The following is a 23933-nucleotide window of genomic DNA, read 5'->3' on the forward strand; positions in this document are numbered from 1 at the left end:
ATTGTTACTTATTTATCCCTGTATACTCTTGATAATTTAAAATTATATATATATATATATCAATTATTGATGCCAATCAGTAGTTAGATTGATAAAATGTTCTTTAATATTATGCTATTTACTATGCGCAATCATAGATTGCTTGTGTTCCTTTTGGCTAAAGCCCCTAAAGGAACCAAAAGGTCTTTGGCGCTGCGAGGCTCTGCCTATCTGACAACGTTCACGGGCGAAACTAAATAAAACTCGCTCTATGAGCTCAAACAGCATTTAGTTTTAATGCCCGTTTCACTGGTCAGATTACGGCTTCACCCCTGTATGCGCCCCGGCTAACGCACACCTTTGCTTGCGTCAGCCTACAAAAGGGTCTGTGACCCCGTCAGGCTCTCGACCTCGGCGGAAGCCCGGGGTACCCGCTGCACGAAGAAAGGGTTAAAAGACAAATGGATATCAGCGATAATCATGTTTATTTGTCTTAGCTTTCGATAGCTGAGCGGGTCGGGTTGGAGACGCAGTCTTGATCTTTTGTTTCGTTTTGCATCAAGGCAAAATGAAAAACAAAGCCAGGAGGGTGCGTTAGTAAATAGCTGAACTTGATAGCATAAAATAAAGGAACACTTTTCAAATACTGATTCGCATTATTTAAAGATCTCTTTTTGTATGGATAAAAATAATGCAGATGAAAAAATTCATCTGCATTATTATATATTAAGAGAGCGATAAAAGAGTTTTATACCTTTATATTGTTTTTAGCCTTGCATAAATGCTAAGCGGTAGCCGTTTACCCGATTGTTCGGGAATTATAAGTTCTCCGTATTCAAAGGATTTAGCTTTAGGAAAGTAATCTTTCAGAAGGTTTTCGGCTATTACTGCTGAAAATCCCATTGAATATAGGTTGAGTATAAGGAAAGAATCATGTTCGTCTAACAATTCTCTGCAAAGAGACATTATTTCGGCAATATTTTCTTCGAGAATCCATCTTTCTCCGTCAGGGCCTCTTCCATAAGCCGGTGGATCTAGTATAATTCCATTGTACTTCTTACCTCGTTTTACTTCTCTCCTACAAAATTTAAGTGCATCTTCTACGATCCATCTTATATTATCCAGAGATGATGCTTCCATATTTTCTCTCGACCAAGTGATTACCTGCTTTACAGAATCTACATGGGTAACATCAGCACCGGCACTTTTTGCGGCAATAGATGCTCCTCCCGTATAAGCAAAGAGGTTAAGTATCTTTGGTTCATTTACATTTAGAGATTGTATCGTATCGTATATGAAATTCCAATTTTCGGCTTGTTCGGGAAATACACCTACATGCTTGAAAGATGTGAGTCCTAATCTGAATCGGAGGTGCATATCCTTATAGTCATAAGTTATAAACCATTGGTCGGGCATCCCCTTTTTTTGTATCCACTCCCCTCTTTCATTGCCGTCATTTGATGATTTTCCTTTTTCACGTTTGAAAGTTGCATCAGCCATCCGGATCCATTCGTTTTCGGATAAAGTTTTTTGCCATACAGCCTGAGGTTCAGGACGTGATATGATGTATTTTCCGAAACGTTCGAGTTTTTCATAATCGCCCGAATCTATTAATTCGTAATCTTTCCAATATTTTGGTTCGAGAAGAAGCATGTATTTATATAGTTATATAATGAAATGCAAAGTTATTAATATTTTTTTTAGATTCATTTCATAAAATCCTGATACCTATTGATATTCATTTCTAATAAATTATTATTAATAATCAGATCATTAATAAATAATTCACTGGTAATAATTGTTTTACTTTTCTTTTCTTCTTTTTTCCAATTACCTATTACATTACCATTATAAACCAGTATAGGATAAAAAGTTCCGTAATTATTAAATGCTTTGTGATAATGCTCGCGGGGTATTACATGAGTACGGTCCTTGTAGCTTATTATATATTCATCGAATGCAGGAAGCAGATGTAAATTTTCATCTAAATAACTTTTATAAGCAGTTGCATCATATATATACAGTTCTTTGCTGTCGTATTTTTCGCTTAAAAGGTTATTTTTAATCAAATTAATGGCGTTTTTAGCATCAGAGGTGGATAATCCCGACCACCATATAAAATCGTCTATACTTGCCGGAGAATGGCTTCTGAAATATTTTGTTGCAAGTTTGAATAAGGCTTCTTCTTTTGTAAAATCCCTCGTTTTCGGAACACGTTCATCGAGTAGGGCATAGGTTTGTTTTTTGTTTTTGACTGCACCACTGCAAACTATTCCCAAAGCTTCGGCATTCATCATACAATGATTCATTTCGTGCGGAGAGATGATTGTACCTGTTCTTTCAAACTCTTCTTTTATTTCTTCTCGGGTAAGATGACGGTTTCCTTCCAATAATTTTTCAATCTGATTGAGCCATCTTGTATATTGCTTTTCATCTGTTTGATATTTTTTGTCATAAGATTTCCAAGCCGATATTATTTTTTTAGAGGATAGTTTTACCATCCATCGTATATCATCATTCGATACGAAATGCCATGTAGGGCGCATGACATGAGTTCTTAAGATATCTCCCCGATCGAAAGCTTCTTCTATTATCTTATTAGTGGATGTTAGAAGCCGGCATCCGATAGCCCATTTTGCCATATTGTAATCCTGTGCCTGAACGGCACCCATCCATTCTATAAGTTCTTTCGGATCAGAGAATGCTTTATTCACCAAATGTTGGCTCTGGAGTCTTATATTTCTTATATTTTGTAGAGTATCATTCATAATCAAGTCCTTCATTTAATTTTGTATCTATTACAAAGAAAGCTGTTTCTATAAGTCCGGCCATCAACATTTGTCCAAATTTATTATTTCTTTCTCTTTCGTACCGTATACAAAGTATATCACCCCTCGAATTTGATTCTCTTTTTATTTTTTTGTAATCTTTTTTGTCAATTCTATTCAGACTCGATAAGTAAAAAGTATTGACAGATGAATATTCTTCTTTTGTATTATCTTTATTTTTAACTATATAAAGTGTACTTGTAAGAAACAGGGGAGAGTTGTCACTGTCAAATTCAAGCGACTTTGTCTTTACATTGCGGTCGCCGACTGCTTTTTCTTTATTACTGGCTTTTCGTTTATTTATCTGTTTGAAATTGTATACTGCATCTTTTAATAAGACATATTCTTTATTCGAATTTTCTTTTATTTCGTATGCTTCCAATTGATGATCCTTCCTATGAATATTTTTATACATTTTGGGCATCATATCATTTATTTGTAAATGCGATTTGTCCCAATTTACAGAAATAGGGTAGGGTGCTTTGTTTTCTATATTCAGGTTTATATTGATATTTTCACCCGAATAAACATAAGATATTTTTATACTGTTTTTTATTTCAGTGAAAATTCCAGATTCAGTTTTATTCATCTTATTATTTTCGCTGTCGAGTGTTGCATAAAAATAATATCTTTTGGTTGATGAACAGCTTATTAATAGCAATGATGATAGTATAATAAAAATATAAATTTTCATACTTTCAGATAGTGTTGTTAGATGTAAGTAATAGTAAGTATTTAATGTTGTATTTTAAAGTAATAATGACCTATTGCTGTTATACATGGATGGATAATAAAAAGGTCTGAGATCTTAATTTGTTCAAATTAAGAATTTTAAACGGAATAGAAAATAAAAAAGATTCAGAGAAGATAAGGTTTTACTCATTTTCCCTGAATCAGATATTCGAAAAACTAATAAGGACGAATTCTTATATAGCCTCTATATTAAATCCTATTTTACGGCATAATACACGTACATCTCTGTTATCGATATTTTTAACAGTATAGGCAGGAAATTCGCGTCTGAGTGGGTAGTTGCTTCTTAGCGAACTGAATTTTTCGGGATTATCCAGTAATTTTACATAATCTTCCAGAGGGTTGTATGTCTTTAAAATTGCCTGTTCAAACTGATCTCCTTCCAGTAAGGAAAAATCTATATTTGGATTATCTATCGAAGGAGGTACAACCTTTTTAGCAGGGGTTGGATCCAAAGACCAAAATTCAGCAATTGATTCTAAAGACATACGGGTAGCATTGGCTTTGCCATCAGCTGAATATCCTGCAATATGCGGAGTAGCAATATCTACCAGATGAAGGTATTCTATATCGATGTCAGGTTCTTTTTCCCAGCAATCAATAATAGCACCGGATATTTTGTCGTTGAGAATGGCTTCTTTTATAGATGCTGTATCGATAATACCACCTCTAGCAGAATTGATGATAATAGGTTTTTTACCTAAGGTATCAAAAAAACTTTTGTCTGCCAGATGAAATGTTTTGTATTCTCCTTCTTTTGTTAGAGGAGTGTGAAATGTAATAAAGTCTGCATCTTTTTTGATTACGTCCAGACTTACAAATTCACCGCTTTGTTCAGCTTGTTCCCTTGGAGGGTCGTTTTTGAGGACACGCATGCCCAAAATTTCACAAATTGCAGCAACCTTTTTACCGACATTCCCTACACCTACAATTCCTATTGTTTTGCCTTTCAGCGAGAAATTCTTTTTTTCCGCTATCGTTATCAGTGCCGATGCTACGTATTGTTGTACGGAACCCGAATTACATCCGGGAGCGTTTTTCCATGTAATACCGTGGCTATCGCAATATTCGGTGTCGATATGATCGTAACCGATTGTAGCCGAGCATATCAGCTTTACAAGAGAACCGTCCAGTATATTCTCATCAAAATGTGTAACTGTACGTACTATAAGTGTATCTGCGTTTTTGATGCTTTCTTTGGTGAATTCGTTTCCGCTCAGGTAAGTTATATTACCAAAAGCTTCGCCTATACCTTTCAGGTAAGGGATATTTTTATCTGCTATGATGTTCATTTTGTCAACTTATAAAAAGTATTTTCTATAGAATCGATATTTTCGGCTCTTTCGTTTAACACTAAATTTCCTTTATGGAGTATAACATAATTCGAGGCTATATTTTCGACATCATCAAAACGGTGGGATGAAAATAAGATCGTTTTTGTTTTACCTAATTCTTCTATTAATTCCTTTATGTTATGTTGCTGATTAGGGTCAAGACCGTTGGTAGGTTCATCCAGTATCAATATTTCGGGATCGTGTACCAAAGCTTGTGCAAGACCTGTTCGTTTTTTATTACCGAAAGACAGCTTTCCTATTTTCTTCCGGTATTCATCTGTTAATCCTGTTTTTTCTATCATTTCGGAAACACGTGCTTTTATTCCCTTTTCAGGCAGATAAAAACTTGCGGCATATTCCAGGTACTCACATACGTACATATCCTCATAAAGAGGGTTGTATTCGGGCAGATAACCTATTTTTGATTTTATTTCAACAGGCTTGTTTCTTATATCTTCATGATCGAAAAGGACTTCTCCCGAAGTTTGATTTATTACTCCTGTTATGATATTCATCATAGTTGTTTTTCCTGCTCCGTTAGGTCCTAAAAAAGCGGTGATTTCTCCCTTTTTCAGAGAAAAGGAAACATCATTCAGAGCTTCTGTATTCCCGTATTTTTTTGATATGCGGCAGATATCTATCATTAGCGTCCTCCTTCTGTCTGAATTTCTTCTTTATTACGGAATTTTTTCTTTCTGAACATATTGAATAACTGCCTGATTGTTTTTGCCTCGCGGGTATATACCAATCCTATACCTTGTGTCATAGCAGCTTGTTTATAATAACGGTCGTTTGTTTTATTGAACACTTTGAATTTAAGTGAGCGGGTAAGTGCATAGGCAACATCAAAGTCCCCGATAAACGAATTGTCCGAAGCGGTCGAATTATCCGTACGGTAACCCAGATTGGTATTAAATTCGAGTTTATCATCCAAGAATTTTCTCGATACGCTTATACTCATATCCATATCGTTGAAAGTACCGTCATTAGAAGAAATATTTGTTCCTATATTCCATTTATCACCCAACATATTTCCGAATAGCATATTAAGACCACTCGATAAAGCACCGGATGCTATGCTGGTTAGCATTCCGTCTGTTATATTACCTCCTGTACCTCCTGTATTCGAATAGAATGTACCCATAACCAGCAGATAGGCAAACTGTTTTACTTTTTGCTCATTGGTGGATATAAGGCTTCTTACACGGTCTTTAAGGTCATCGCTGGCATCGGGTAGTGAAACGTCATAAGTAAGGTTCATTTTGTCCATATTACCACTGATACCCAAAATACCATCGGCATTTACCTTGGTAGATCCGCTGGCATCACTGGCGAAAGAAGGGTCTAAAGTAGCCAGATCGGCTTTAACTCTTCTGTAAGCACTTATATCGAAAGTAGTTTTGAGCGGGTCACCTACGAATACCAGTTTACTTCCTTCCTTTATTTTCAGGCTCAGGGTTTTTATACTTTGTAATTTCAGGCGAACCGAACCATCCGAAAGGATATAATTACCAAAGGCCTTCATATCTTCCGATCTCATGTCATAAGTAAAGTCTATCAATCCCGAACCTTTAGCCTGCATGGCATCTCCCGTCAGAGGGTCTATTACTACACCGATAGCCATATCGGGAGTAAGGGTAAGATTTACAGATAACTTTATAGGAAGTACTGATTCTTCTTCTTGTTTGGGAGCCTCTATCTTATCAAGCTCTTTCGGAGTATTGATATATACAATACTTTGATATTTTACAGCTTCTTCATTTTGAGGTATTTGTACATTTATAGATGAATTTCTGCCATTACGTATCGACATTTTGATATCAATAAGATCGTCTGATCCTTTGATATTTACATTTCCGCTGGCAAATACCCTTCCATAAAATAAACTGTCGGTACGGGCGGCCGTATTTAATACCATCAGATTATTGAGGTTCATATCAATTTTGTACTGCATGTCTTCGAAATTTTTGTGTGTGACTACAGCATTTACACGAGCCTTATTATGATTTGAATCTTCTATGACCAGATTATCAAATCCGATTTTGTCGGGGGTTATTTGTATTGTGTCGGAAATATGATACGTTACATTGGTATAATCTATACCCACATAAGCATTATTTACACCCAGCCATCCTCTTACTTCGGGAGCCGATATTTTGCCCGTAACCCTCAGTCCGGTACTGATACTTCCGCCTGCATTATTGATCATGTCTGCCATAAACGGTTGTATCCATCCTATTGATACCCTGTCTAAATTGACTTTCAGGTTTAATGAATCCTGAGCAGGGAATACGTAGCCGGCAGCTTCGCTTTTTGTTTTTTCTTTTTCGAGGAATGCCCTGAATGCAATCGCACCTTCGGCATCGTTCCATTTACTTTGTATTTTCAGATCTCCGAGGGTGTCATTAAATATAATGATATTATCAAGTCTGAGGTTATTGGTATACATTTCCGGCTGATTAAGGATATTTGTCAGCTTGATTTTTCCATCGGCAATCGCACTTATATTTTCTATATCAAAAGCACTTAGTATATTTCCCAGGTTAGCATTTGCGAATGACACATTCAGTGTATCCTGTTTTGAATTCGAAATAGCACCGTCTATACCCAAATATCGGTTCATAATACGTCCTTTACCTTCCATGAAACCAAAATTGGATATGGTAGTACGTTCGCCTTCATTATGTATTTCGGCAGGAAGGAAAGCCAGCATCAATTTGCCGACAGTCATGTTTGTAGGCTTGAATTTTACACTCGAAATAAGTTCTCCTTTGTTGGATAGTTTAAAGTTTGCCAACGCATGCAAGGTTGCATCTACATTCAGATCAGTACTGTCACGCTTAACGTTTAACAAGGCATTGACAGTATCAGCTTCTATTTTTGTATCGAGATTGAAATCGATTCCCTTTCCGTTTTCATACAGATTCAGATACGCTTTCATGCTTATGATGCTGTCGCTGTTATTCAGGTTGATCTGCGTATTTCTTATTTTGAGGTTGTCATACTCTATAACCGGAATATTTGCCTTTGCCATTATCCGGTTTTGCTCTGTATTGATAGTACCGTCTATGGTTAAGGGTTTTATAATGTTGGCAGGAAGATCAAGTATGCTTCCGAGATTTTCAGTATTATTTATAATTGTACTGAAATTGAATATATTATGTTTTGCATTTCGTGGTATTTTCACCAATTTAGGGAATAGTCCCGGTAGATATTGGTGCATCAGATTATTGATCTGATCGGGGAGCTGTACAAAGTTGTAATCGCCTGTAATACTTCCGCTTATTTGCGATGAGCTTAGTTTTATGTATTTATCTGTAGGGCTGTTCGATCCTGCTTTCAGAGCAATAATGCCCGGTTTGAATGACAAACTGTCTCGTGAGAACAGAAAATCCTCTATTGTTACATCAGCCTGTATATTATTCATATCCAGTCCGGTGATATCACCTTTGAGGTGGAAGGTAAGTTCCGGATTTTTCCATCCCAGACTGTCTATAAGCTGATCTATTTTTAATTGCTGAACATCCAGATCGAGATTGATTTTGGGGATGCGATCCTGGGTCATATCGGCTTTTGCCTCGAATTTACCCAATGGCAGGTCCCCCTTTATCCATCCGCCCATTTTAGAGGCGTTGTAATAAGCTGAGAAAGGGACATCCTTGTATGTATGTTTGTTGTATTGTATACTGTTGACCTGTCCTTTTATATCAGCTGATAGAGGCTGTCTTTTGCTTTGTGACGCATTGAGGTTAAGAAAGGCTGAAACACGCCCCATTTCGGGCATTTCCATTAAAGAGCCTGCATTGAAATTTTGTGTTTGGAGCTTGGCGTTTACTTTGAAATTTTCGAAAGTAGTGTCTGTTGCACCTGCTGCGACCATTTTCAATGCACCGTGTTTTGCCCAAGCATCAGCATCCAGCTTAAAATTATCGAGTGATCCTGTCAATAAACCTTTCAGTCTCACATTACCCAATGTTTTGAGAATATCGGGAGCCACAAAAGCAGAATCTCCTATACGTGCAAAATCCGTGATATCGGCAGGAGTGATAAGAAATTGGTTAATGGCCAGATTTATCCGTGCTTTGTCGTAGTGCTCATAATCGGATATAGAACCTGAGGCTCTCAGATTTGTCTCATTTCCGTAATTTACGATCAGGCTGTCGATATTTATAGCAGGAAGTTTACCTGTAATGGAAGCCTGAAGTTTTATGTCGTTTTTGAGTTGTTTCAGATCTGCCATAAAGGGTTTCAGATCATTAGGAGATAGAACCGATGGTTCGGAATTTACAGCAAATTCATTCGTTTCGATGTTGTATTTTGCGAAAGGAATGATCAGTTTCGAAGCAGGTAATTCTAGCTCTGCATCCTTGATGAAGTAAGTCGACTTATCGGATGTAACTTCGGCTTTCAGGTTTTTAACTTCAAGTCCCGAATGTTCTTTCAATGAAAGAGATGTCAGTGTTGCCTTGAGGTTTTCAGTATCTATCGAAGGGAGGTTAAGATCGGCATTCAAATCATAAATATGAATATGCGATGCATTAAATTCATTAGGGGTGGTGTTTTCTGAAAGAACATCGTATTTGAGTTTACCGTTTCTCAGTTTTATATCTTCTATATTTATCTTCAGACTGCTTGATGTGGTGTCTACAGCTGTAGTATCGCCGGCAAAGGCATCTATAAGAAACTGAAAATTAAAATCGGCATCCGGGTTTTTCTGCGAAATATGTATCGTGAAATCGTCTACATCTATGGCATTGATCAGCAATTCGCTTTTCAATAGTTTCCATGGACTGAGGCTTACTTCAAGATTGCTGGCATACAGCAAAGTATCTTTGGTCTGATCTTCGATATATACACCTTTCAGATTAACGTTATTAAAGAGTTTCAGTCTTACTTCGTCAATGCGTAATTCAGTTTTAACAATTGGTTTTAGCTGGGCAATGGCATAATCCACTACTTTTTTCTGTACTGACGGAATCGATAATAAGCCATACAATGCCAGATTGAGAGCAATGATCCCAATAATTATGTAAAGAAAAATTTTAGCAATCTTCTTTATAATACTTTTCTTCTTAGGCGAAGTTTCTTTCTCTTTTTGTTCGTTCTCCATATCCCTGCTGTATCGGTAGTTCAATTTCATTAGTCATTTTACATACACTACGTTCCTGTGACCGTTGGTTGTCGTGACTCGCTATAGCTTAAACAAGTTTAGCTCTGCTCTTGCTACATAAAACGTTGGTTTTGTTCAGACTTGTTATCAGCTATTGATCCTTATATATAACTAAGCTTGTATACTACGATAGTAAGGAATCCTTCCATTCATCTTCTTTAAATCCAACTAAAACGGCTTTATCAGTTACAATTATAGGACGTTTTACTAACATCCCGTTTGTAGCTAACAATTTGATAAGGTCTTTTGTTGAATCGTTCTTTACACGTTCTTTAATATTTTGTTCTTTGTATATCTTTCCGGATGTATTGAAAAACTTATTAATCGGCAATCCGCTCTTTTCTATCCATTCGGTAAGTTCGGTGTCTGTAGGGTTATTTTCAGCAATATTTCTGCTGTCTACAGTTATATTATTTTCTTTAAGCCATTTGCCTGCTTTTTGGCAGGTTCCGCATTTTGGATATTGAACAAATAGTATTTTCCCCATTATTATTTTGTTTTACGGTCTCAGACCTAATTATTACTTTGGTATAGATGAGCGTTCTTTTTTATTTCCTTTCTTTCAGTACTTCATGCAATAACGAAATCGCGTCTTCTTTGTCTTTGAGCATTCTTTCGTACAAAGCTATTTTCTCGTCATATAATTCAACAATTTTGTCAATAGGATTGAATGTTGGAGAATAATTTATAGAGCCAGATTGGTCGTAAGCATTGACTATATTTATAGATGCACCCTGTTCCAGTTCGGTAATGGCTTCTACCGGAATATCCAGAGCCTTCGCAATCCTGTCTAAAATGTCTTGCTCCAGTTTGTCCTTTTTTTCATAGCTCGAAAGGGTTGCCTGCGATACACCTATCTGTTCTGCAAGTGTATCCTGATTCACATTCCGCCATTCTCTCCAACGCCGGACGTTTGGTCCGTGATTACTCTTTTTTGCAGTTGTTTCTTCCATACCTTTCCATTTAAGAATTTGTTTATTTACAAAAATAAGTATTTAGGGTTAATAATATGAATCGGTGATTGAAAAAGGTTCAATTGTATTAGTTGTTTTTGATTACTTGATGTAATAAAAGCATGCATTGTTAATTCCGAATCACTATATCTGGCTATTGTGTATATTTTGTCGAATGACTACTTTTACTTACTACAAAAAAACTATCGGATGGAATATGATGTGATCGTAGTAGGGGCAGGGTTAACCGGGCTGTCCACCGCTTTCTTTTTACAGCAAAAAGGTAAAAAAGTTCTTGTTCTTGAAAAGCAGGACAGGGTAGGAGGGGCTATGTATTCTCACTCCGAAAATGGGTTTGTATTTGAAGAAGGGCCTAATACCGGAGTGATAGGAAATGCCGAAACAGCGGAACTTTTTGAAATGCTCGGAATAGAACCTCTTGTTGCAAACAGTGAAGCTGAGAAACGATTGATTTACAAAAAAAATAATTGGTATGCTCTTCCAAGTGGGGGAGTAGGTTTCTTGAAAACTCCATTATTCGACTTTTGGGATAAGATAAAGATAGCTTTTGAGCCTTTGCGTAAACGTGGAACAGACCCTGATGAATCGGTCGCTTCTTTAGCAAAAAGACGGATTGGTCGGTCTTTTGTCGACTATGCAGTTAATCCTTTTATATCAGGTATTTATGCCGGAGATCCCGAAAAGCTTATCACTCGTTATGCTTTGCCTAAACTGTATAAACTCGAGCAAAAATACGGTAGTTTTATTGGCGGATCGTTCAAAAAAGGACTTGAGCCTAAGAGTCTGAGAGATAAGAAAGCAACACGGAAAGTTTTTTCGGGAGAATATGGATTCAGTTCGCTTATTGAAAAGTTAGAAGAAAAAATCGGAAAAGAAAATATCATTTGTGGAGCACATGATATCAAAATAAAAAAAGTAAATGATTCATTTGAAGTAACTTTTCAGAAAGACGGACAGTCTATGTCTCAACCTTCATACAAGGTAGTGACTACGGTAGGGGCTCATGCTTTACCCGATTTGCTGCCATTCGTTTCTCCCCTCGAGATGAAAAAGATTTCGAATCTGACTTATGCCAAAGTGATTCAGGTAGCGGTAGGAGTAGAACGTAAAGCAATAAACGACCGTTATGTATCTTTCGGAGGGTTGATCCCTCAAAAAGAAAACAGGCGGCTGCTGGGTGTTTTATTTCCTTCTTTTTGTTTTCCGAACAGGGCTCCCGAAGGTTATGCCACTCTGGCTATATATCTTGGAGGAACTAACCATCCCGAATTTATAACTTTAAGTGATCAGAAAATAACGGATATTGTGCATGAAGAATTACTGGATCTTTTTGCAATACCTTCATCTGCAATCAGTTTTATGAAAATATTCAGACACGAACACGCTATTCCCCAGTATGAAATTTCGACCGGAGAGAGGCTTTCTTCTATTGCAAAAATAGAACACGAACACGACGGATTATACATAGCTGGGAATTTGCGTAATGGTATAGGTATTGCCGACCGTGTGAAGCAGGCGTATGATATAGCCGAATCGCTTGTGTGGAAGACTGCCGTGCATCATGTCTGAAAATAATGTTTAAGACCTTTTTATTGCTAAAAATATGTGGTTAAATACTTTATGTTTCCTAATAACATGTTGAATAATATAGAGTTAATTTATTCGATATGCTAAAAAATACTTATGCATAAGGTCTTTTGATATTTTCGCTCTATCTTTGCAGCTAAAATTACTTTATGGAAATAATAAACCTCTCGACTCAAAATTCTATTTTGGGTCGTTTTGTGAGTGAGATTCGCGATGTAAATATTCAGAATGACCGACTGAGATTTCGTAAGAATCTGGAGAGAATAGGAGAGATAATGTCTTATGAAATAAGCAAGACTCTTACTTTTGCCGAACATGATGTACAAACACCGCTTGGCATAGCTCCATCTTTTTTACATACGGATGAATTGGTTATCGGAACTATTTTACGTGCCGGACTTGGGTTTCATCATGGTTTCTTGAATTATTTCGATTATGCCGAGAATGCTTTTGTATCAGCTTATCGGAAATACCGCGAAAATCATCAGAGTTTTCATGTGAGTATCGAATATATAGCATCGCCCCGATTGGATAATAAAGTATTGCTGCTGACCGATCCGATGCTTGCTACCGGAGAAAGTATGGAACTTTCGTACCATGCGTTATTGACAAAAGGAACTCCCCGGCATATACACATCGCTACGATTATAGCGAGTCAGCAGGCGATAGATTATTGCAAAGAGAAGTTTCCTGATGCAAATACGACTATATGGGCTGCTGCTATTGATCCTACATTGAATGCAGAATCATACATCGTTCCCGGATTAGGAGATGCCGGAGACCTTGCTTACGGAGAAAAGGATTCTTAAAACGGGTTGCAGAGCAATCTGTCCCTGAATTGATATATACCGAAACACAAAGTTGACCTGTGAAACCGAAAGTTTTACGCGCTTTGTGTTTTTCTTTTTTAAAGGTCGAAGACCTATTATTTTGAGCTTGTTATAGCTTAAAAATTTATCTTTCAAATACTTTCATTTACTTATATATGTCTGATAAACTAATCAATGGAACCGAAACCCTGAGATATGGAATCATTGGAACCGGAGCTATCGGAGGATACTTCGGAGGGATGCTTGCAAAAGCAGGAAAAGACGTGCATTTTTTGTTTCGTTCCGATTATGATTTTGTGAAAGAGCATGGTCTGAAAGTAGACTCTATAAGTGGAGATTTTTGTTTGTCCGAAGTACATGCTTACAACAATACGCACAGTATGTCGAAGTGTGATGTGGTATTGGTCTGTCTGAAATCGACAGGAAATAAAACCCTGAAACATATTTTACCTCCCTTATTGCATGAGAATACAGTAGTTTTGATGATTCAAAACGGGCTGGGAGTAGAAGAAGACCTTCAGAAAGATTTCCCGGATTTACATATTGCAGGCGGGCTTGCATTTATTTGCGCAAATAAAACCGCTCCCGGGCACATCGCTCATTTGGATTTCGGAAAGCTCAATGTAGGGTCGTACTCTTGTCCGGATGATTCGGTATTGCAGCAAGTATGTTCCGATCTTGAAAATGCCGGAGTAGAGGCGGAAGTGCTTGAGCTTAAAAATGCCAGATGGAGAAAGCTTGTCTGGAATATTCCCTTTAATGGAATGACGGTGGTAATGAATACCACAACAGATGCTTTGATAGCCAATGCGGATATGAGGCAACTACTTCACCGGATGATGATAGAAGTTATAGAAGCAGGCAATAAATCTGATTTGGCGGAGAACCCGATTCCGACTGAATATGCCGATGAAATAATGCATATGACGGAGCATATGACACCTTACTCACCAAGTATGAAAGTCGATTTCGACTCGAAACGTCAGATGGAAATAGAATATCTTTATACGCGTCCCGTAGAATATGCCGCAAGCTGTGGTTATTCGATGGCAAGTGTAGCTGTTTTAGAAAAACAATTGAAATTTATACAATCAACTATATAAATAGGTCTTTGACTTTAAACCTGTATGGGCATAGAAAAAGGAATTTTTAAACGTACCGAATTGTTGCTGGGTAACTCCCTGATGGATAAAATAGCCTCGCAGCGTGTTATTATTTTCGGTATAGGAGGAGTCGGAAGCTGGTGTGCCGAAAGCTTGGTGCGCTCCGGTATCAGACAGCTTACTATTGTAGACTCCGACCGTATTTGTGTTACTAATATCAACCGTCAGCTGCTTGCAACCACAAAGACTGTGGGGCAGGTAAAAGTAGATGCTTTGAAAGAACGTTTACTCGAAATCAATCCCAAAGCCGAGATTACGGCAGTACAGCAGATATACAGCCCCGAAACCGCTGATTCGTTCGAATTGGATAAGTACGATTATATTATAGATGCCATAGACAGTTTGAGTAACAAGATGGATCTGATGGTACGGGCTACACAAACCAAGGCTGTATTCTTTTCATCGATGGGTGCGGCTTTGAAGATGGATCCGACAAAGATTCAGGTTGCCGAATTCTGGAAGGTAAAAGGATGCCCGCTTGGAGCAGCCTTGCGCCGTAAATTCAGAAAGAGCAGAAAACCGAGCCGTAAATTTCTTTGTGTATACAGCGAGGAAGTTCTCGACAACAGGGGTGCGAATGAATCTTGTGGAACAGAAGCCTGCCTTTGTCCGAGATCGAAAAACGGACCCGGCGATCCTGATTTAGTCAATCACGAGTGGTGCAGTATGAAAGCGCAGATAAACGGAACGCTTGCACATATAACAGCCATATTCGGCTTTACTATTGCCGGATTGGTGATGAAAGATATCTGTAAAGAATAAGGACAGGTATGGACAAAAGACTTCCCCGTGAATTTTTCGAAAGAGATGTATTGGATGTAGCACCCGATCTTCTTGGAAAGTATTTGGTGAGACGTTTCGACAGTGGAGATATTCACCGTTTTCAAATAACAGAAGTCGAAGCATATCGCGGGGAAGAAGATAAAGCCTGCCATGCAGCTAAAGGGAGGACTAAGCGTACCGAAGTGCTTTACAGTGAGCCGGGTACTATATATGTTTATCTTATTTACGGTATGTATTGGCTGTTGAATGTCGTAACCGGAGAGAAAGATTGCCCTCAGGCTGTACTCATCAGGGGTGTTAAAGAGATATCGGGTCCCGGACGGATCGGTAAATTTCTGAAACTGGATGCGTCTTTTTATGGCGAATCTTTTCTGATAAGTGACAGATTATGGTTCGAAGATTCTGATGACAAGCCGCTTTATAAAACAACTCCACGTATCGGGATTGATTATGCCGGAGAATGGAGAGATCTGGAATGGAGATTTGTTGTTGATGAAGACTCTAAGTGAAGATCAGCCTTTTTTAAATATCTTTTCGAACCAGCTTTTTTTTCTGTTGGCTTCTTCACTTTCTCTTTTTTCACGTAAGAGAGTATAACGTACAGCATTACTCACAACAACGGCGTCCGCCGATATATTTTGACCTATATTGTGCTTAGAAGATATATTAAGCAGGTCTATTACAGCATCAGGTATCTGATCGATAAAATAATCCCTTTCACCCAAAAGATGTCCGAGCAATCCGTTTATAGAGTATTTCTCAGAAGCCATAAAACGGGGTATCTGTTTTATAAACAATTCGGAAAGAATGATGGTCATGTCATCTACATTCTTTAATTCGATATTGTTATATTCGGATAATATAGAATAGAATTCTGTTAGTTTGTTATTGAAAATCTTATTTAATATTCCAATTGTTAAATCCGTTCTTTTTGCAGGTTCGATATCCTCTTCTGATATTTTGGAATAATAGGAACTTAGCAGTTTCTCTGTTTCGGGGGTATCTCCTTGCAGTAAAACAGCACCTAAAAGTGAACTAATAACTACATCTGTAAATTTGTGAAGAGTTTCTTCCGGTAAATTGTATTTAGAAGCAGTTGTTTCGATAAATTGGGCAATACCTGTTTCCTGATGTATGTGTTGTAGCAATAAATCCATATAACCTATATAACTAGACCAAGCAAAGTTATAAAAATAAAGTTTTTATATTTCCTGATTATATATTAATAACATATTATTCTTATTTTTATTGCAGTCTTAAGTATAAGGTCTCGATCCTTTTTACTGCTTATACTTGGATGGATAAATAAATAGGTGTCTGTGGCCTTAAAACAAGATTGAAACCTTAAAATGGAACGAAAATACATATTACTTTTATTCTATATACTGAGTTGTATATTTGCTTATTCGCAAAAGGCAACTGTAATTGATTTTGATTACGCTCAATTCAGATCTTATTTCGGTGAATTATATTATGATTCGTCACATGGGTTGGAACTGCCCCGAAACTCATTTACCCAAAGTTTGTATCTTACCGATAAGCCCGAAGAAAAAATATATGCTATAGCTGTAATGAAGAATAACAATGGAGACGATTTATTTCTAATTCACCGTATGTTGAGTGATCAGAATTTAGAATATTCGTCTATTGTTGTATTCAGAGATCAACACCCTTTATCAGCCGACTTACAGGAAATAATAATCGAAAATGCTCCGGATAGCGATGGCGGAATATTTAATCAGTTTTTCGAAATCGAAAATAAAACAATCAAAACGAATATATTCTGGTCGGAGTGTTGCAGTTCATCTGGATACAATACTCCGGTAGCGGTTAAAGCAGTAGTGGACTTCTTGATAAATGAGGATGGATATCCTGTTGTTGAATCAGTAGATACATGTGTGTTCTCTTCTCGTTTTTTCGATCTTGATTACCTGCCTTCACTGATTAAAAACAAGGAATTATATCCTACTGAAGATAAGCCGTTCCTATTGAATATTAATAATTGGACAAAACCGCTGGAATCTTTTTATTCTGAAAATATTCAGCTGTCTTTTTATTTGGAAATATTGAACAATAAGTTGGTTACGGTACTTGTAAGTAAGAATAAAAACGGGAAAATAATCGATACTTATAAAATAGGGAAAGGCAAGGCATCGCATAATAATCCCACTCGTTCAATAAATGATGCGATTTTCCAAAATTCTATCGTAATAAAAACTTCTGAAAGGGATATAATTGTTTCTTCAGACGGAAAGTTCCTTTAGAGACTTAGAGTTTTTAATAACACAGAGGCCAGAGAAATATATATGGGGGAAGGATCAAGGGGTAATAAAAAGGTCTGAGACCTTAAATTATGTATTCGCAGTATTTTTTTTATCTTTGTTTGAATAAGTATAAACAGGTTTGGAACCTTACCATTAATCAAAAAATAAAATATCGTGTCAAAAAAGATAGCCGAAACACCTTTGATGAAGCAATACTTCGATATTAAAGGGAAACACCCCGATGCTATATTATTGTTTCGTGTCGGTGACTTTTACGAGACTTTTTCGCAAGATGCCATTGATGCAGCAGAGATATTAGGAATAACACTTACCCGAAGGGCAAACGGATCTGCTCAGTATGTAGAATTAGCGGGATTTCCGCATCATGCGCTTGATACTTATCTCCCGAAATTGGTACGTGCCGGAAAGCGTGTTGCTATTTGCGATCAACTAGAAGATCCGAAGCAAACGACAAAACTGGTGAAGCGCGGAATAACAGAATTAGTGACTCCCGGTGTATCGATTAATGATAACATATTGAATTACAAAGAGAATAATTTTCTTTGTGCTCTGCATTTCGCTAAAAAGAATTTCGGAATCTCATTCCTTGATATATCCACCGGAGAGTTTCTTATAGCAGAAGGTAATAAAGAATATGTAGACAAGCTTTTGTCTAATTTTTCACCAAAAGAAATATTGATCGAGCGTAGTAATAAAAAGCAGTTCGAAGAGTATTTCGGTTCACGTTTCTTTACATTCGAGCTTGATGATTGGATTTTTACCGAAGATGCTGCCCGTGATCGTCTATTGAAGCATTTCGAAACTAAGAATCTGAAGGGTTTCGGGGTAGAGCATTTGACTGACGGAGTTATTGCGGCAGGTACAGTCCTGCATTATCTGGATGCTACTCAGCATACTATGATATCTCATATTACGACCTTGTCGAGAATAGAGGAAGACCGGTATGTGCGTCTTGATAAATTTACTGTCCGTAGTCTTGAGCTTATTTCAACAATGAATGAGGGAGGTAAATCACTTCTCGATATTCTGGACAAAACTATTTCACCTATGGGGGCACGTATGCTTCGCCGTTGGCTGGTATTTCCGCTGAAAGAAGTAAAGCCGATAAATGATCGTTTAGCAGTTGTGGAATATTTTTTCAGAGATCCTTCTTTGAAACAGCTTTTAGAGGAACATCTGTCATTGATAGGCGATCTGGAGCGTATTATCTCTAAAGTTGCTGTAGGTCGTGTAACTCCACGTGAAGTTGTACAGTTGAAAGTGGCATTGAAAGCAATAGAACCTATAAGAGAAGCTTTCCTTAATTCGGATGAGCCAAGCCTGAAAGCAATAGGAGAGAAGTTGAACCCTTGCCCGATAATAAGAGACCGTATTGAGAAAGAAGTCCAAAATGATCCGCCTGCATTACTTAACAAGGGCAGTGTTATAAAGTCCGGAGTTAATGCCGATCTGGATGAATTACGTAAGATTGCATATTCGGGAAAAGATTATCTGCTGCATATTCAGCAACGAGAGATAGATACAACCGGTATTCCGTCGCTTAAGATCAGTTTCAATAGCGTATTCGGTTATTATATCGAAGTCCGCAATACTCATAAAGATAAAGTTCCGGCCGATTGGATCCGTAAGCAAACGCTGGTTAATGCCGAACGTTATATCACTCAGGAGTTAAAGGATTACGAAGAAAAAATTCTGGGTGCAGAAGAAAAGATATTAAGTCTTGAGACAACTCTATATAATGATTTGGTGCAGAGTCTTGTCGATTACATACCTACTATACAGGTCAATGCCAATCTGATAGCCCGTACCGACTGCCTGCTGTCATTTGCAAAAACAGCAGAGCAGAACAAGTACATCCGTCCGAATATAGAAGATTCTGATGTTCTGAACATAAAGAACGGACGCCATCCCGTTATCGAAAAGCAGCTGCCTTTGGGTGAGACATATATTGCAAATGATGTTTATCTGGATAGCAATAAGCAACAGATCATTATTATCACCGGACCCAATATGGCCGGTAAGTCGGCATTGCTTCGCCAGACTGCCCTTATCAATCTGATGGCTCAGATCGGGTGTTATGTCCCTGCCGAATCGGCTCAGATCGGTATTGTTGATAAGATATTTACACGAGTGGGAGCTTCCGATAATATATCGCTGGGTGAATCTACCTTTATGGTGGAAATGAATGAGGCTTCTGACATTCTGAACAACTTGTCGAGCCGTAGTCTAGTTCTTTTCGATGAGTTGGGACGTGGAACAAGTACCTATGATGGTATCTCCATAGCCTGGGCTATTGTCGAATACATACATGAGCATCCGAAGGCAAGAGCTAAAACCTTATTTGCGACTCATTACCATGAATTGAATGAAATGGAAAAATCATTCAAGCGGATCAAGAACTACAATGTGTCGGTAAAAGAGGTCGACAACAAGGTTATTTTCCTGCGTAAGTTGGTTAAAGGGGGCAGTGAGCATAGTTTTGGTATCCATGTGGCGAAGATGGCCGGTATGCCGCAAAGCATTGTCAAACGAGCTGATACGATACTGAAACAGTTGGAAACGGATAATCGTAAGCAGGGAATATCTAAACCCATTGCAGAGATTAACGAACAGCGTGAAGGTTACCAATTAAGCTTTTTTCAGTTGGATGATCCGGTATTGAGTCAGGTACGGGATGAAATCAAGTCTTTGGATGTAAATAACCTTACTCCTGTCGAAGCTTTGAATAAGTTGAACGAGATCAAGAAAATAGTATCGGGAAAATAAAGGTGTAAAGCCTTTATTTTTTGCGATATTTATAAGAAACTATTCTTTTTCAGTAGATTATAGAATTTCAGATAAGAAGTTCGGATGTCTTTGGTATTGATATTTATATAATTACTGAAAGCCGAAAAAACACCTAGTCCTAAAGGAATTGTCATAAGGGATTGTGCCACATAATCGAGTTCTATATCCGAACGGATTTCTCCGGTTCTCATAGCGGCTTGTATGATGTTTCGCCAACCGTTAAATTCTTTTTCAGAAAGGCTGTTTACCTGTTCACTAAATTCGGGGTATTGTTCTGTTGCCTGAAATATAAACTTATACAGGTAAAAGTCCGACATTTTGAAAGGAACGACTTCTTTCAGTACCAATTGGTGGTTTTGACGGCATTTAATTGATGCATATATGGTATTGAGCAACGTTCCTTTTTCTTCTTCTGTTATGCTGGAGAAAGATGAAAAGATAGGAAGAAGATAGATATCTACGATCTCCTTGAAAATGTCTTCTTTGCTTTTGAAATGATGGTATATCGCACCTCTTGATACTTGCGATGCTTCCTGAATTTGTTGCATTGTCACACTGTCGTAATTTTCATTTAAGAAAAGTCCGAAAGATTTGTCCAGTATTTTCTTACGTGACGGATTCATTTGTTTTTCCACTGATTTAATATTAAAGGTGTGAGTGTTTGATTGTTGTTGCCCAAATTTATAAATTATTTGCTAAAAAGAAAAATATGTTGTTTTTATTATAAGTATACTAAACTAGGGCTTATCTATAAAATAAAAACAGTCTAAAGTATTTATATTTTACACTTTAGACTGTTATCAGTCGGGATGAGACGACTCGAACGTCCGACCTCCACGTCCCGAACGTGGCGCGCTGCCAACTGTGCTACATCCCGATCTATTGGCTGTACAAAGGTAAAAGTTATTCTATTTTTTAGCAAAAAAACAATCAAATTTTAATAGCTAAGAATAAGATTTATTCTTGCTCAGCACACAACTTATCAATAAATAAAACTCCTTGCAAATGATCAAACTCATGCTGAAATATGACTCCGGTAAAATTTCCTTCACGGCTGTATCCTTCGAGGCGTTCCCTTACAAGTAGACCTTCTTCGTTAGTGTATTCGACATCGACCCAAGGGTATCGTATAGAGTTACCGCTCATACCCGGAATTGAAAGGCAACCGTCACGTTCAAAACAGATAGTTTCTTCAGGATGATTTACGATTCTCGGATTTATGGCAGCTATTACCGTTTTTTCGGGTTGGTCAATCCTCATAAACAAAAATAGATTACGTCCGATGCCGACTTGCGGTGCAGCTATGCCTACTCCCGATTCTACAGCCATAGTGAGTTTAAGCCGATCGATCAATAAAGCTATATCTTCTTTATCTTTCGTCAAATCGAAATCCCGGCATGGAGTTCTCAAGAATAAAGAATCCTGCTTATCGGTCACTTTCAAAACGTCGAATGGGAGAGTTTTGTCCCCATTATTTATCAGATTCTTTTCGTCTGATGTCAGTTGAGCCATAATATTGAATGATAAGAATGTAAAAAGAAGAATCAGCAGATTTTTCATACCTCAGATAATACGTGTTCCACTATCCTTTCCGATCTCCGATGCCTGAGTTATTATAACAGCCTTGACTCCTTTTTCTATAGAGCGGAATGCATTATCGAGCTTAGGAAGCATACCTCCGGTAATAACACCTTCGTCGATATATTTTTGATACAATTCTTTATCAAGTCTCGAAATAACACTATTGTCATCATTCTCGTCCATTAATACCCCTTTTTTCTCGAAACAGTAAACCAATGTCACATCATAATGGGCAGACATTGCCTGAGCTGTTTCTGCTGCAATGGTATCGGCGTTTGTATTGAGGATATTTCCTTTTCCATCGTGGGTAAGTGGAGCCATAATGGGTACTATATCTTTATCGATCAGCCATTGTAAAGTCTCCGATTTTACATATTTGACGTCTCCTACAAAGCCGTAATCAATTTCTTTTACCGGACGTTTTTCCGACCTGATCACATCCATGTCGGCACCTGTCAATCCAAGAGCGTTTACATCCAAAGCCTGTAATCGGGCAACAATATTTTTATTTACAAGTCCCCCATATACCATAGTCACTATCTGAAGGGTTGCAGCATCGGTGATGCGTCTGCCGTCTACCATGTTGCTTTGTATGCCCAGCCGTTCGGCTATTTTTGTTGCAGATCGTCCTCCACCGTGTACCAATATTTTATGTCCTTCGATCCGGGCAAAATCATCAAGTAGTTGTTTTAAAGATTCTTCTTCTTCAACTATTTTTCCTCCGACTTTAATAACTGTAAGTTTATTCATAGCTATTATTCTTATGTTTTATTATCTGCGGATATTTACCATATTGGTTTTAGGTAATAGTCCGTCCATTGATTCGAAATAATCGAGTGTACGCTGTATATTTTGCTTTGTCAGATTGCTGATCTCTATTATAGATCCACCGATGCTAAGACGGGCATTCTTCGAAGATGCAAGAGCCTCTAAAAATTTCAGGTCGTCTTTCTTTACAGTATCATCATACCAATTTGCAGAGTTATTTTCAACGAAACGACTGTCGTTTGCATTCTGAGACCTGTTGGCGTTATAGGTATACTGCTTACCGTCTATTGTAAATTTATAAGTGGCAGCTCCATGATATTGTATGCGTAACCTGAGATTGCGTGCCACATCGTCCGGTGCCTGAAAATAAATATACAGTCCGGTCTGGTCGGCCGATAAAGCATTATGAATCTGTATCCAGCCTTTTTCGTTTGAAAAATATTTTTCTAGAGATTCATGGGTTGGCTTTTCTTCTTTCTTCTCATCCGGAACCTTTTCTGTGATTCGGACTGAGTCTTTTGTTGTGTTTTCGTGCGTATTTTGGTCTGTTTTGGAAGCTCTGCTGCAAGCTGATAAACCAGATAATAACGCAAGTATATATACTATCTTCTTCATAATTGTTGTATTTAGACCTTAAAGATACAGTGTTTGCATTAAAAAGGTAACAAAAGTAACAGCGGAATCACTCTTTTTCGAGTGATACCTTTTTGCTTTTCCTGAATTTTCAGAACCATTTTGAGGACTCTTTCTGTATAGATAAAATAAATCCGGGCAGATAAGTTTTCTCTTATCCACCCGAATCTTATAGCCCGTCTAAAACTTATTTCACGACAAATACAATATTTATATAATCATCGTAGTTTGCCTTCTTGATGGTAGTATAATTCATTACACCGGCAGCACTGATACTGTTTATGGTAATCCGTGACGGATCGTGATATGTTACATAATAAAACAGATCGGAGGCTGACGCAAAGTGCGGTATTGTCGACGGTGCTCCCGTACTTTTGTACATAGGTGATCCATACTCTGTCTTATATTGAGCATAAAGGTCTTTGGTTGCAGTACCTAATGTGGTTGTAGATATATTGATTGAGGGCATATAGAAGAA

At 37.7% G+C, this 23933-nt stretch carries 20 protein-coding genes, 1 tRNA gene and 1 pseudogene; 7 read left to right on the plus strand and 15 right to left on the minus strand.

The genetic code is table 11. The features are described 5' to 3' along the window. Nucleotides 1–735 precede the first annotated feature (735 nt). The 8 genes from K322_RS0112730 to K322_RS0112765 form a co-directional block, all read right to left on the minus strand. Complete coding sequence (locus tag K322_RS0112730; RefSeq protein ID WP_026627236.1) at nt 736–1632, minus strand: class I SAM-dependent methyltransferase; 897 nt, start codon at nt 1630–1632, stop codon at nt 736–738. Between the two features lie 53 nt (nt 1633–1685). Then, nucleotides 1686–2747 carry a winged helix DNA-binding domain-containing protein gene (locus K322_RS0112735; protein ID WP_026627237.1) on the minus strand — a complete coding sequence of 354 codons (1062 nt, stop codon included), beginning with the start codon at nt 2745–2747 and terminating at the stop codon, nt 1686–1688. Further along, nucleotides 2740–3501 carry a hypothetical protein gene (locus tag K322_RS0112740; protein WP_026627238.1) on the minus strand — a complete coding sequence of 254 codons (762 nt, stop codon included), beginning with the start codon at nt 3499–3501 and terminating at the stop codon, nt 2740–2742. Before K322_RS0112740 ends, K322_RS0112735 begins: the two co-directional genes overlap by 8 nt. Before the next feature lie 232 nt (nt 3502–3733). Next, entirely contained in the window at nt 3734–4852 is a 1119-nt protein-coding gene (gene pdxB / locus K322_RS0112745) for a 4-phosphoerythronate dehydrogenase PdxB (protein WP_026627239.1), read from the minus strand. Further along, nucleotides 4849–5538 carry an ABC transporter ATP-binding protein gene (locus K322_RS19370; protein ID WP_035332071.1) on the minus strand — a complete coding sequence of 230 codons (690 nt, stop codon included), beginning with the start codon at nt 5536–5538 and terminating at the stop codon, nt 4849–4851. The genes pdxB and K322_RS19370 overlap by 4 nt, the downstream gene beginning before the upstream one ends. Then, complete coding sequence (locus tag K322_RS19375; protein ID WP_051290786.1) at nt 5538–10034, minus strand: translocation/assembly module TamB domain-containing protein; 4497 nt, start codon at nt 10032–10034, stop codon at nt 5538–5540. Before K322_RS19375 ends, K322_RS19370 begins: the two co-directional genes overlap by 1 nt. Nucleotides 10035–10188: 154 nt before the next feature. Beyond that, complete coding sequence (locus K322_RS0112760; RefSeq protein WP_026627240.1) at nt 10189–10551, minus strand: arsenate reductase family protein; 363 nt, start codon at nt 10549–10551, stop codon at nt 10189–10191. 61 nt (nt 10552–10612) lie between these two features. Continuing rightward, on the minus strand, nt 10613–11017 hold the full coding sequence (locus K322_RS0112765; protein WP_026627241.1) for a helix-turn-helix domain-containing protein: 405 nt from the start codon (nt 11015–11017) through the stop codon (nt 10613–10615). Nucleotides 11018–11227: 210 nt separating this feature from the next. Here K322_RS0112765 and hemG point away from each other — a divergent pair, with 210 nt between their 5' ends. From hemG to K322_RS0112790, 5 genes are all read left to right on the plus strand, one after another. After that, complete coding sequence (hemG, locus tag K322_RS0112770; protein WP_026627242.1) at nt 11228–12607, plus strand: protoporphyrinogen oxidase; 1380 nt, start codon at nt 11228–11230, stop codon at nt 12605–12607. Between the two features lie 167 nt (nt 12608–12774). Further along, the gene (gene upp / locus K322_RS0112775) at nt 12775–13434 is read left to right on the plus strand and encodes a uracil phosphoribosyltransferase (RefSeq protein WP_026627243.1); all 660 of its coding nucleotides are present in this window, start codon (nt 12775–12777) and stop codon (nt 13432–13434) included. A 176-nt stretch (nt 13435–13610) separates the two neighbouring features. Next, nucleotides 13611–14558, plus strand: a complete 948-nt coding sequence (locus tag K322_RS0112780; protein ID WP_051290787.1) for a putative 2-dehydropantoate 2-reductase — start codon at nt 13611–13613, stop codon at nt 14556–14558. 24 nt (nt 14559–14582) lie between these two features. Then, nucleotides 14583–15380, plus strand: coding sequence for a tRNA threonylcarbamoyladenosine dehydratase (locus K322_RS0112785; protein ID WP_026627245.1), 798 nt, complete (start codon nt 14583–14585; stop codon nt 15378–15380). A gap of 8 nt (nt 15381–15388) precedes the next feature. Further along, nucleotides 15389–15910, plus strand: coding sequence for a DNA-3-methyladenine glycosylase (locus K322_RS0112790; RefSeq protein WP_026627246.1), 522 nt, complete (start codon nt 15389–15391; stop codon nt 15908–15910). Nucleotides 15911–15913: 3 nt separating this feature from the next. Here K322_RS0112790 and K322_RS0112795 read toward each other — a convergent pair whose 3' ends face one another. Next, entirely contained in the window at nt 15914–16558 is a 645-nt protein-coding gene (locus K322_RS0112795) for a hypothetical protein (protein WP_026627247.1), read from the minus strand. Between the two features lie 192 nt (nt 16559–16750). Here K322_RS0112795 and K322_RS0112800 point away from each other — a divergent pair, with 192 nt between their 5' ends. Together K322_RS0112800 and mutS are read left to right on the plus strand one after the other, a co-directional pair. Then, on the plus strand, nt 16751–17665 hold the full coding sequence (locus K322_RS0112800) for a hypothetical protein (RefSeq protein WP_026627248.1): 915 nt from the start codon (nt 16751–16753) through the stop codon (nt 17663–17665). Nucleotides 17666–17869: 204 nt separating this feature from the next. Next, the gene (gene mutS, locus K322_RS0112805) at nt 17870–20452 is read left to right on the plus strand and encodes a DNA mismatch repair protein MutS (RefSeq protein ID WP_087880865.1); all 2583 of its coding nucleotides are present in this window, start codon (nt 17870–17872) and stop codon (nt 20450–20452) included. A 29-nt stretch (nt 20453–20481) separates the two neighbouring features. Here mutS and K322_RS0112810 read toward each other — a convergent pair whose 3' ends face one another. The 6 genes and pseudogenes from K322_RS0112810 to K322_RS0112835 all read right to left on the minus strand — a co-directional run. Beyond that, a complete protein-coding gene (locus tag K322_RS0112810; protein ID WP_134437357.1) occupies nt 20482–21108 on the minus strand; it encodes a TetR/AcrR family transcriptional regulator in 627 nt (208 codons plus the stop codon). Between the two features lie 169 nt (nt 21109–21277). Further along, nucleotides 21278–21350: transfer RNA gene (locus K322_RS0112815), tRNA-Pro, on the minus strand. An 80-nt stretch (nt 21351–21430) separates the two neighbouring features. Further along, nucleotides 21431–22033, minus strand: a complete 603-nt coding sequence (gene def / locus K322_RS0112820; protein ID WP_051290788.1) for a peptide deformylase — start codon at nt 22031–22033, stop codon at nt 21431–21433. Nucleotides 22034–22036: 3 nt separating this feature from the next. After that, the gene (gene argB, locus K322_RS0112825) at nt 22037–22804 is read right to left on the minus strand and encodes an acetylglutamate kinase (protein ID WP_026627252.1); all 768 of its coding nucleotides are present in this window, start codon (nt 22802–22804) and stop codon (nt 22037–22039) included. Between the two features lie 21 nt (nt 22805–22825). Continuing rightward, nucleotides 22826–23437, minus strand: a complete 612-nt coding sequence (locus tag K322_RS0112830; RefSeq protein ID WP_026627253.1) for a hypothetical protein — start codon at nt 23435–23437, stop codon at nt 22826–22828. Nucleotides 23438–23642: 205 nt separating this feature from the next. Then, a pseudogene (locus tag K322_RS0112835) lies at nt 23643–23933 on the minus strand (hypothetical protein); the annotation flags it as partial.

Origin of the sequence: Indolivaga capnocytophagoides DSM 22835 (assembly GCF_000426485.1) — a bacterium.
Lineage (GTDB): Bacteria > Bacteroidota > Bacteroidia > Bacteroidales > Dysgonomonadaceae > Dysgonomonas_A > Dysgonomonas_A capnocytophagoides.

Excerpts from the sequence above, each read along its gene's own strand:
- K322_RS0112760 (WP_026627240.1), bottom strand. The coding sequence starts at position 10,551 with ATGGGGAAAATACTATTTGTTCAATATCCAAAATGCGGAACCTGCCAA.
- def (WP_051290788.1), bottom strand. The coding sequence starts at position 22,033 with ATGAAAAATCTGCTGATTCTTCTTTTTACATTCTTATCATTCAATATT.
- K322_RS0112730 (WP_026627236.1), bottom strand. The coding sequence starts at position 1,632 with ATGCTTCTTCTCGAACCAAAATATTGGAAAGATTACGAATTAATAGAT.
- K322_RS0112830 (WP_026627253.1), bottom strand. The coding sequence starts at position 23,437 with ATGAAGAAGATAGTATATATACTTGCGTTATTATCTGGTTTATCAGCT.
- hemG (WP_026627242.1), top strand. The coding sequence starts at position 11,228 with ATGGAATATGATGTGATCGTAGTAGGGGCAGGGTTAACCGGGCTGTCC.
- upp (WP_026627243.1), top strand. The coding sequence starts at position 12,775 with ATGGAAATAATAAACCTCTCGACTCAAAATTCTATTTTGGGTCGTTTT.
- K322_RS19370 (WP_035332071.1), bottom strand. The coding sequence starts at position 5,538 with ATGATAGATATCTGCCGCATATCAAAAAAATACGGGAATACAGAAGCT.
- K322_RS19375 (WP_051290786.1), bottom strand. The coding sequence starts at position 10,034 with ATGAAATTGAACTACCGATACAGCAGGGATATGGAGAACGAACAAAAA.
- mutS (WP_087880865.1), top strand. The coding sequence starts at position 17,870 with ATGAAGCAATACTTCGATATTAAAGGGAAACACCCCGATGCTATATTA.
- argB (WP_026627252.1), bottom strand. The coding sequence starts at position 22,804 with ATGAATAAACTTACAGTTATTAAAGTCGGAGGAAAAATAGTTGAAGAA.
- K322_RS0112785 (WP_026627245.1), top strand. The coding sequence starts at position 14,583 with ATGGGCATAGAAAAAGGAATTTTTAAACGTACCGAATTGTTGCTGGGT.
- K322_RS0112800 (WP_026627248.1), top strand. The coding sequence starts at position 16,751 with ATGGAACGAAAATACATATTACTTTTATTCTATATACTGAGTTGTATA.
- K322_RS0112790 (WP_026627246.1), top strand. The coding sequence starts at position 15,389 with ATGGACAAAAGACTTCCCCGTGAATTTTTCGAAAGAGATGTATTGGAT.
- K322_RS0112740 (WP_026627238.1), bottom strand. The coding sequence starts at position 3,501 with ATGAAAATTTATATTTTTATTATACTATCATCATTGCTATTAATAAGC.
- pdxB (WP_026627239.1), bottom strand. The coding sequence starts at position 4,852 with ATGAACATCATAGCAGATAAAAATATCCCTTACCTGAAAGGTATAGGC.
- K322_RS0112780 (WP_051290787.1), top strand. The coding sequence starts at position 13,611 with ATGTCTGATAAACTAATCAATGGAACCGAAACCCTGAGATATGGAATC.
- K322_RS0112765 (WP_026627241.1), bottom strand. The coding sequence starts at position 11,017 with ATGGAAGAAACAACTGCAAAAAAGAGTAATCACGGACCAAACGTCCGG.
- K322_RS0112795 (WP_026627247.1), bottom strand. The coding sequence starts at position 16,558 with ATGGATTTATTGCTACAACACATACATCAGGAAACAGGTATTGCCCAA.
- K322_RS0112735 (WP_026627237.1), bottom strand. The coding sequence starts at position 2,747 with ATGAATGATACTCTACAAAATATAAGAAATATAAGACTCCAGAGCCAA.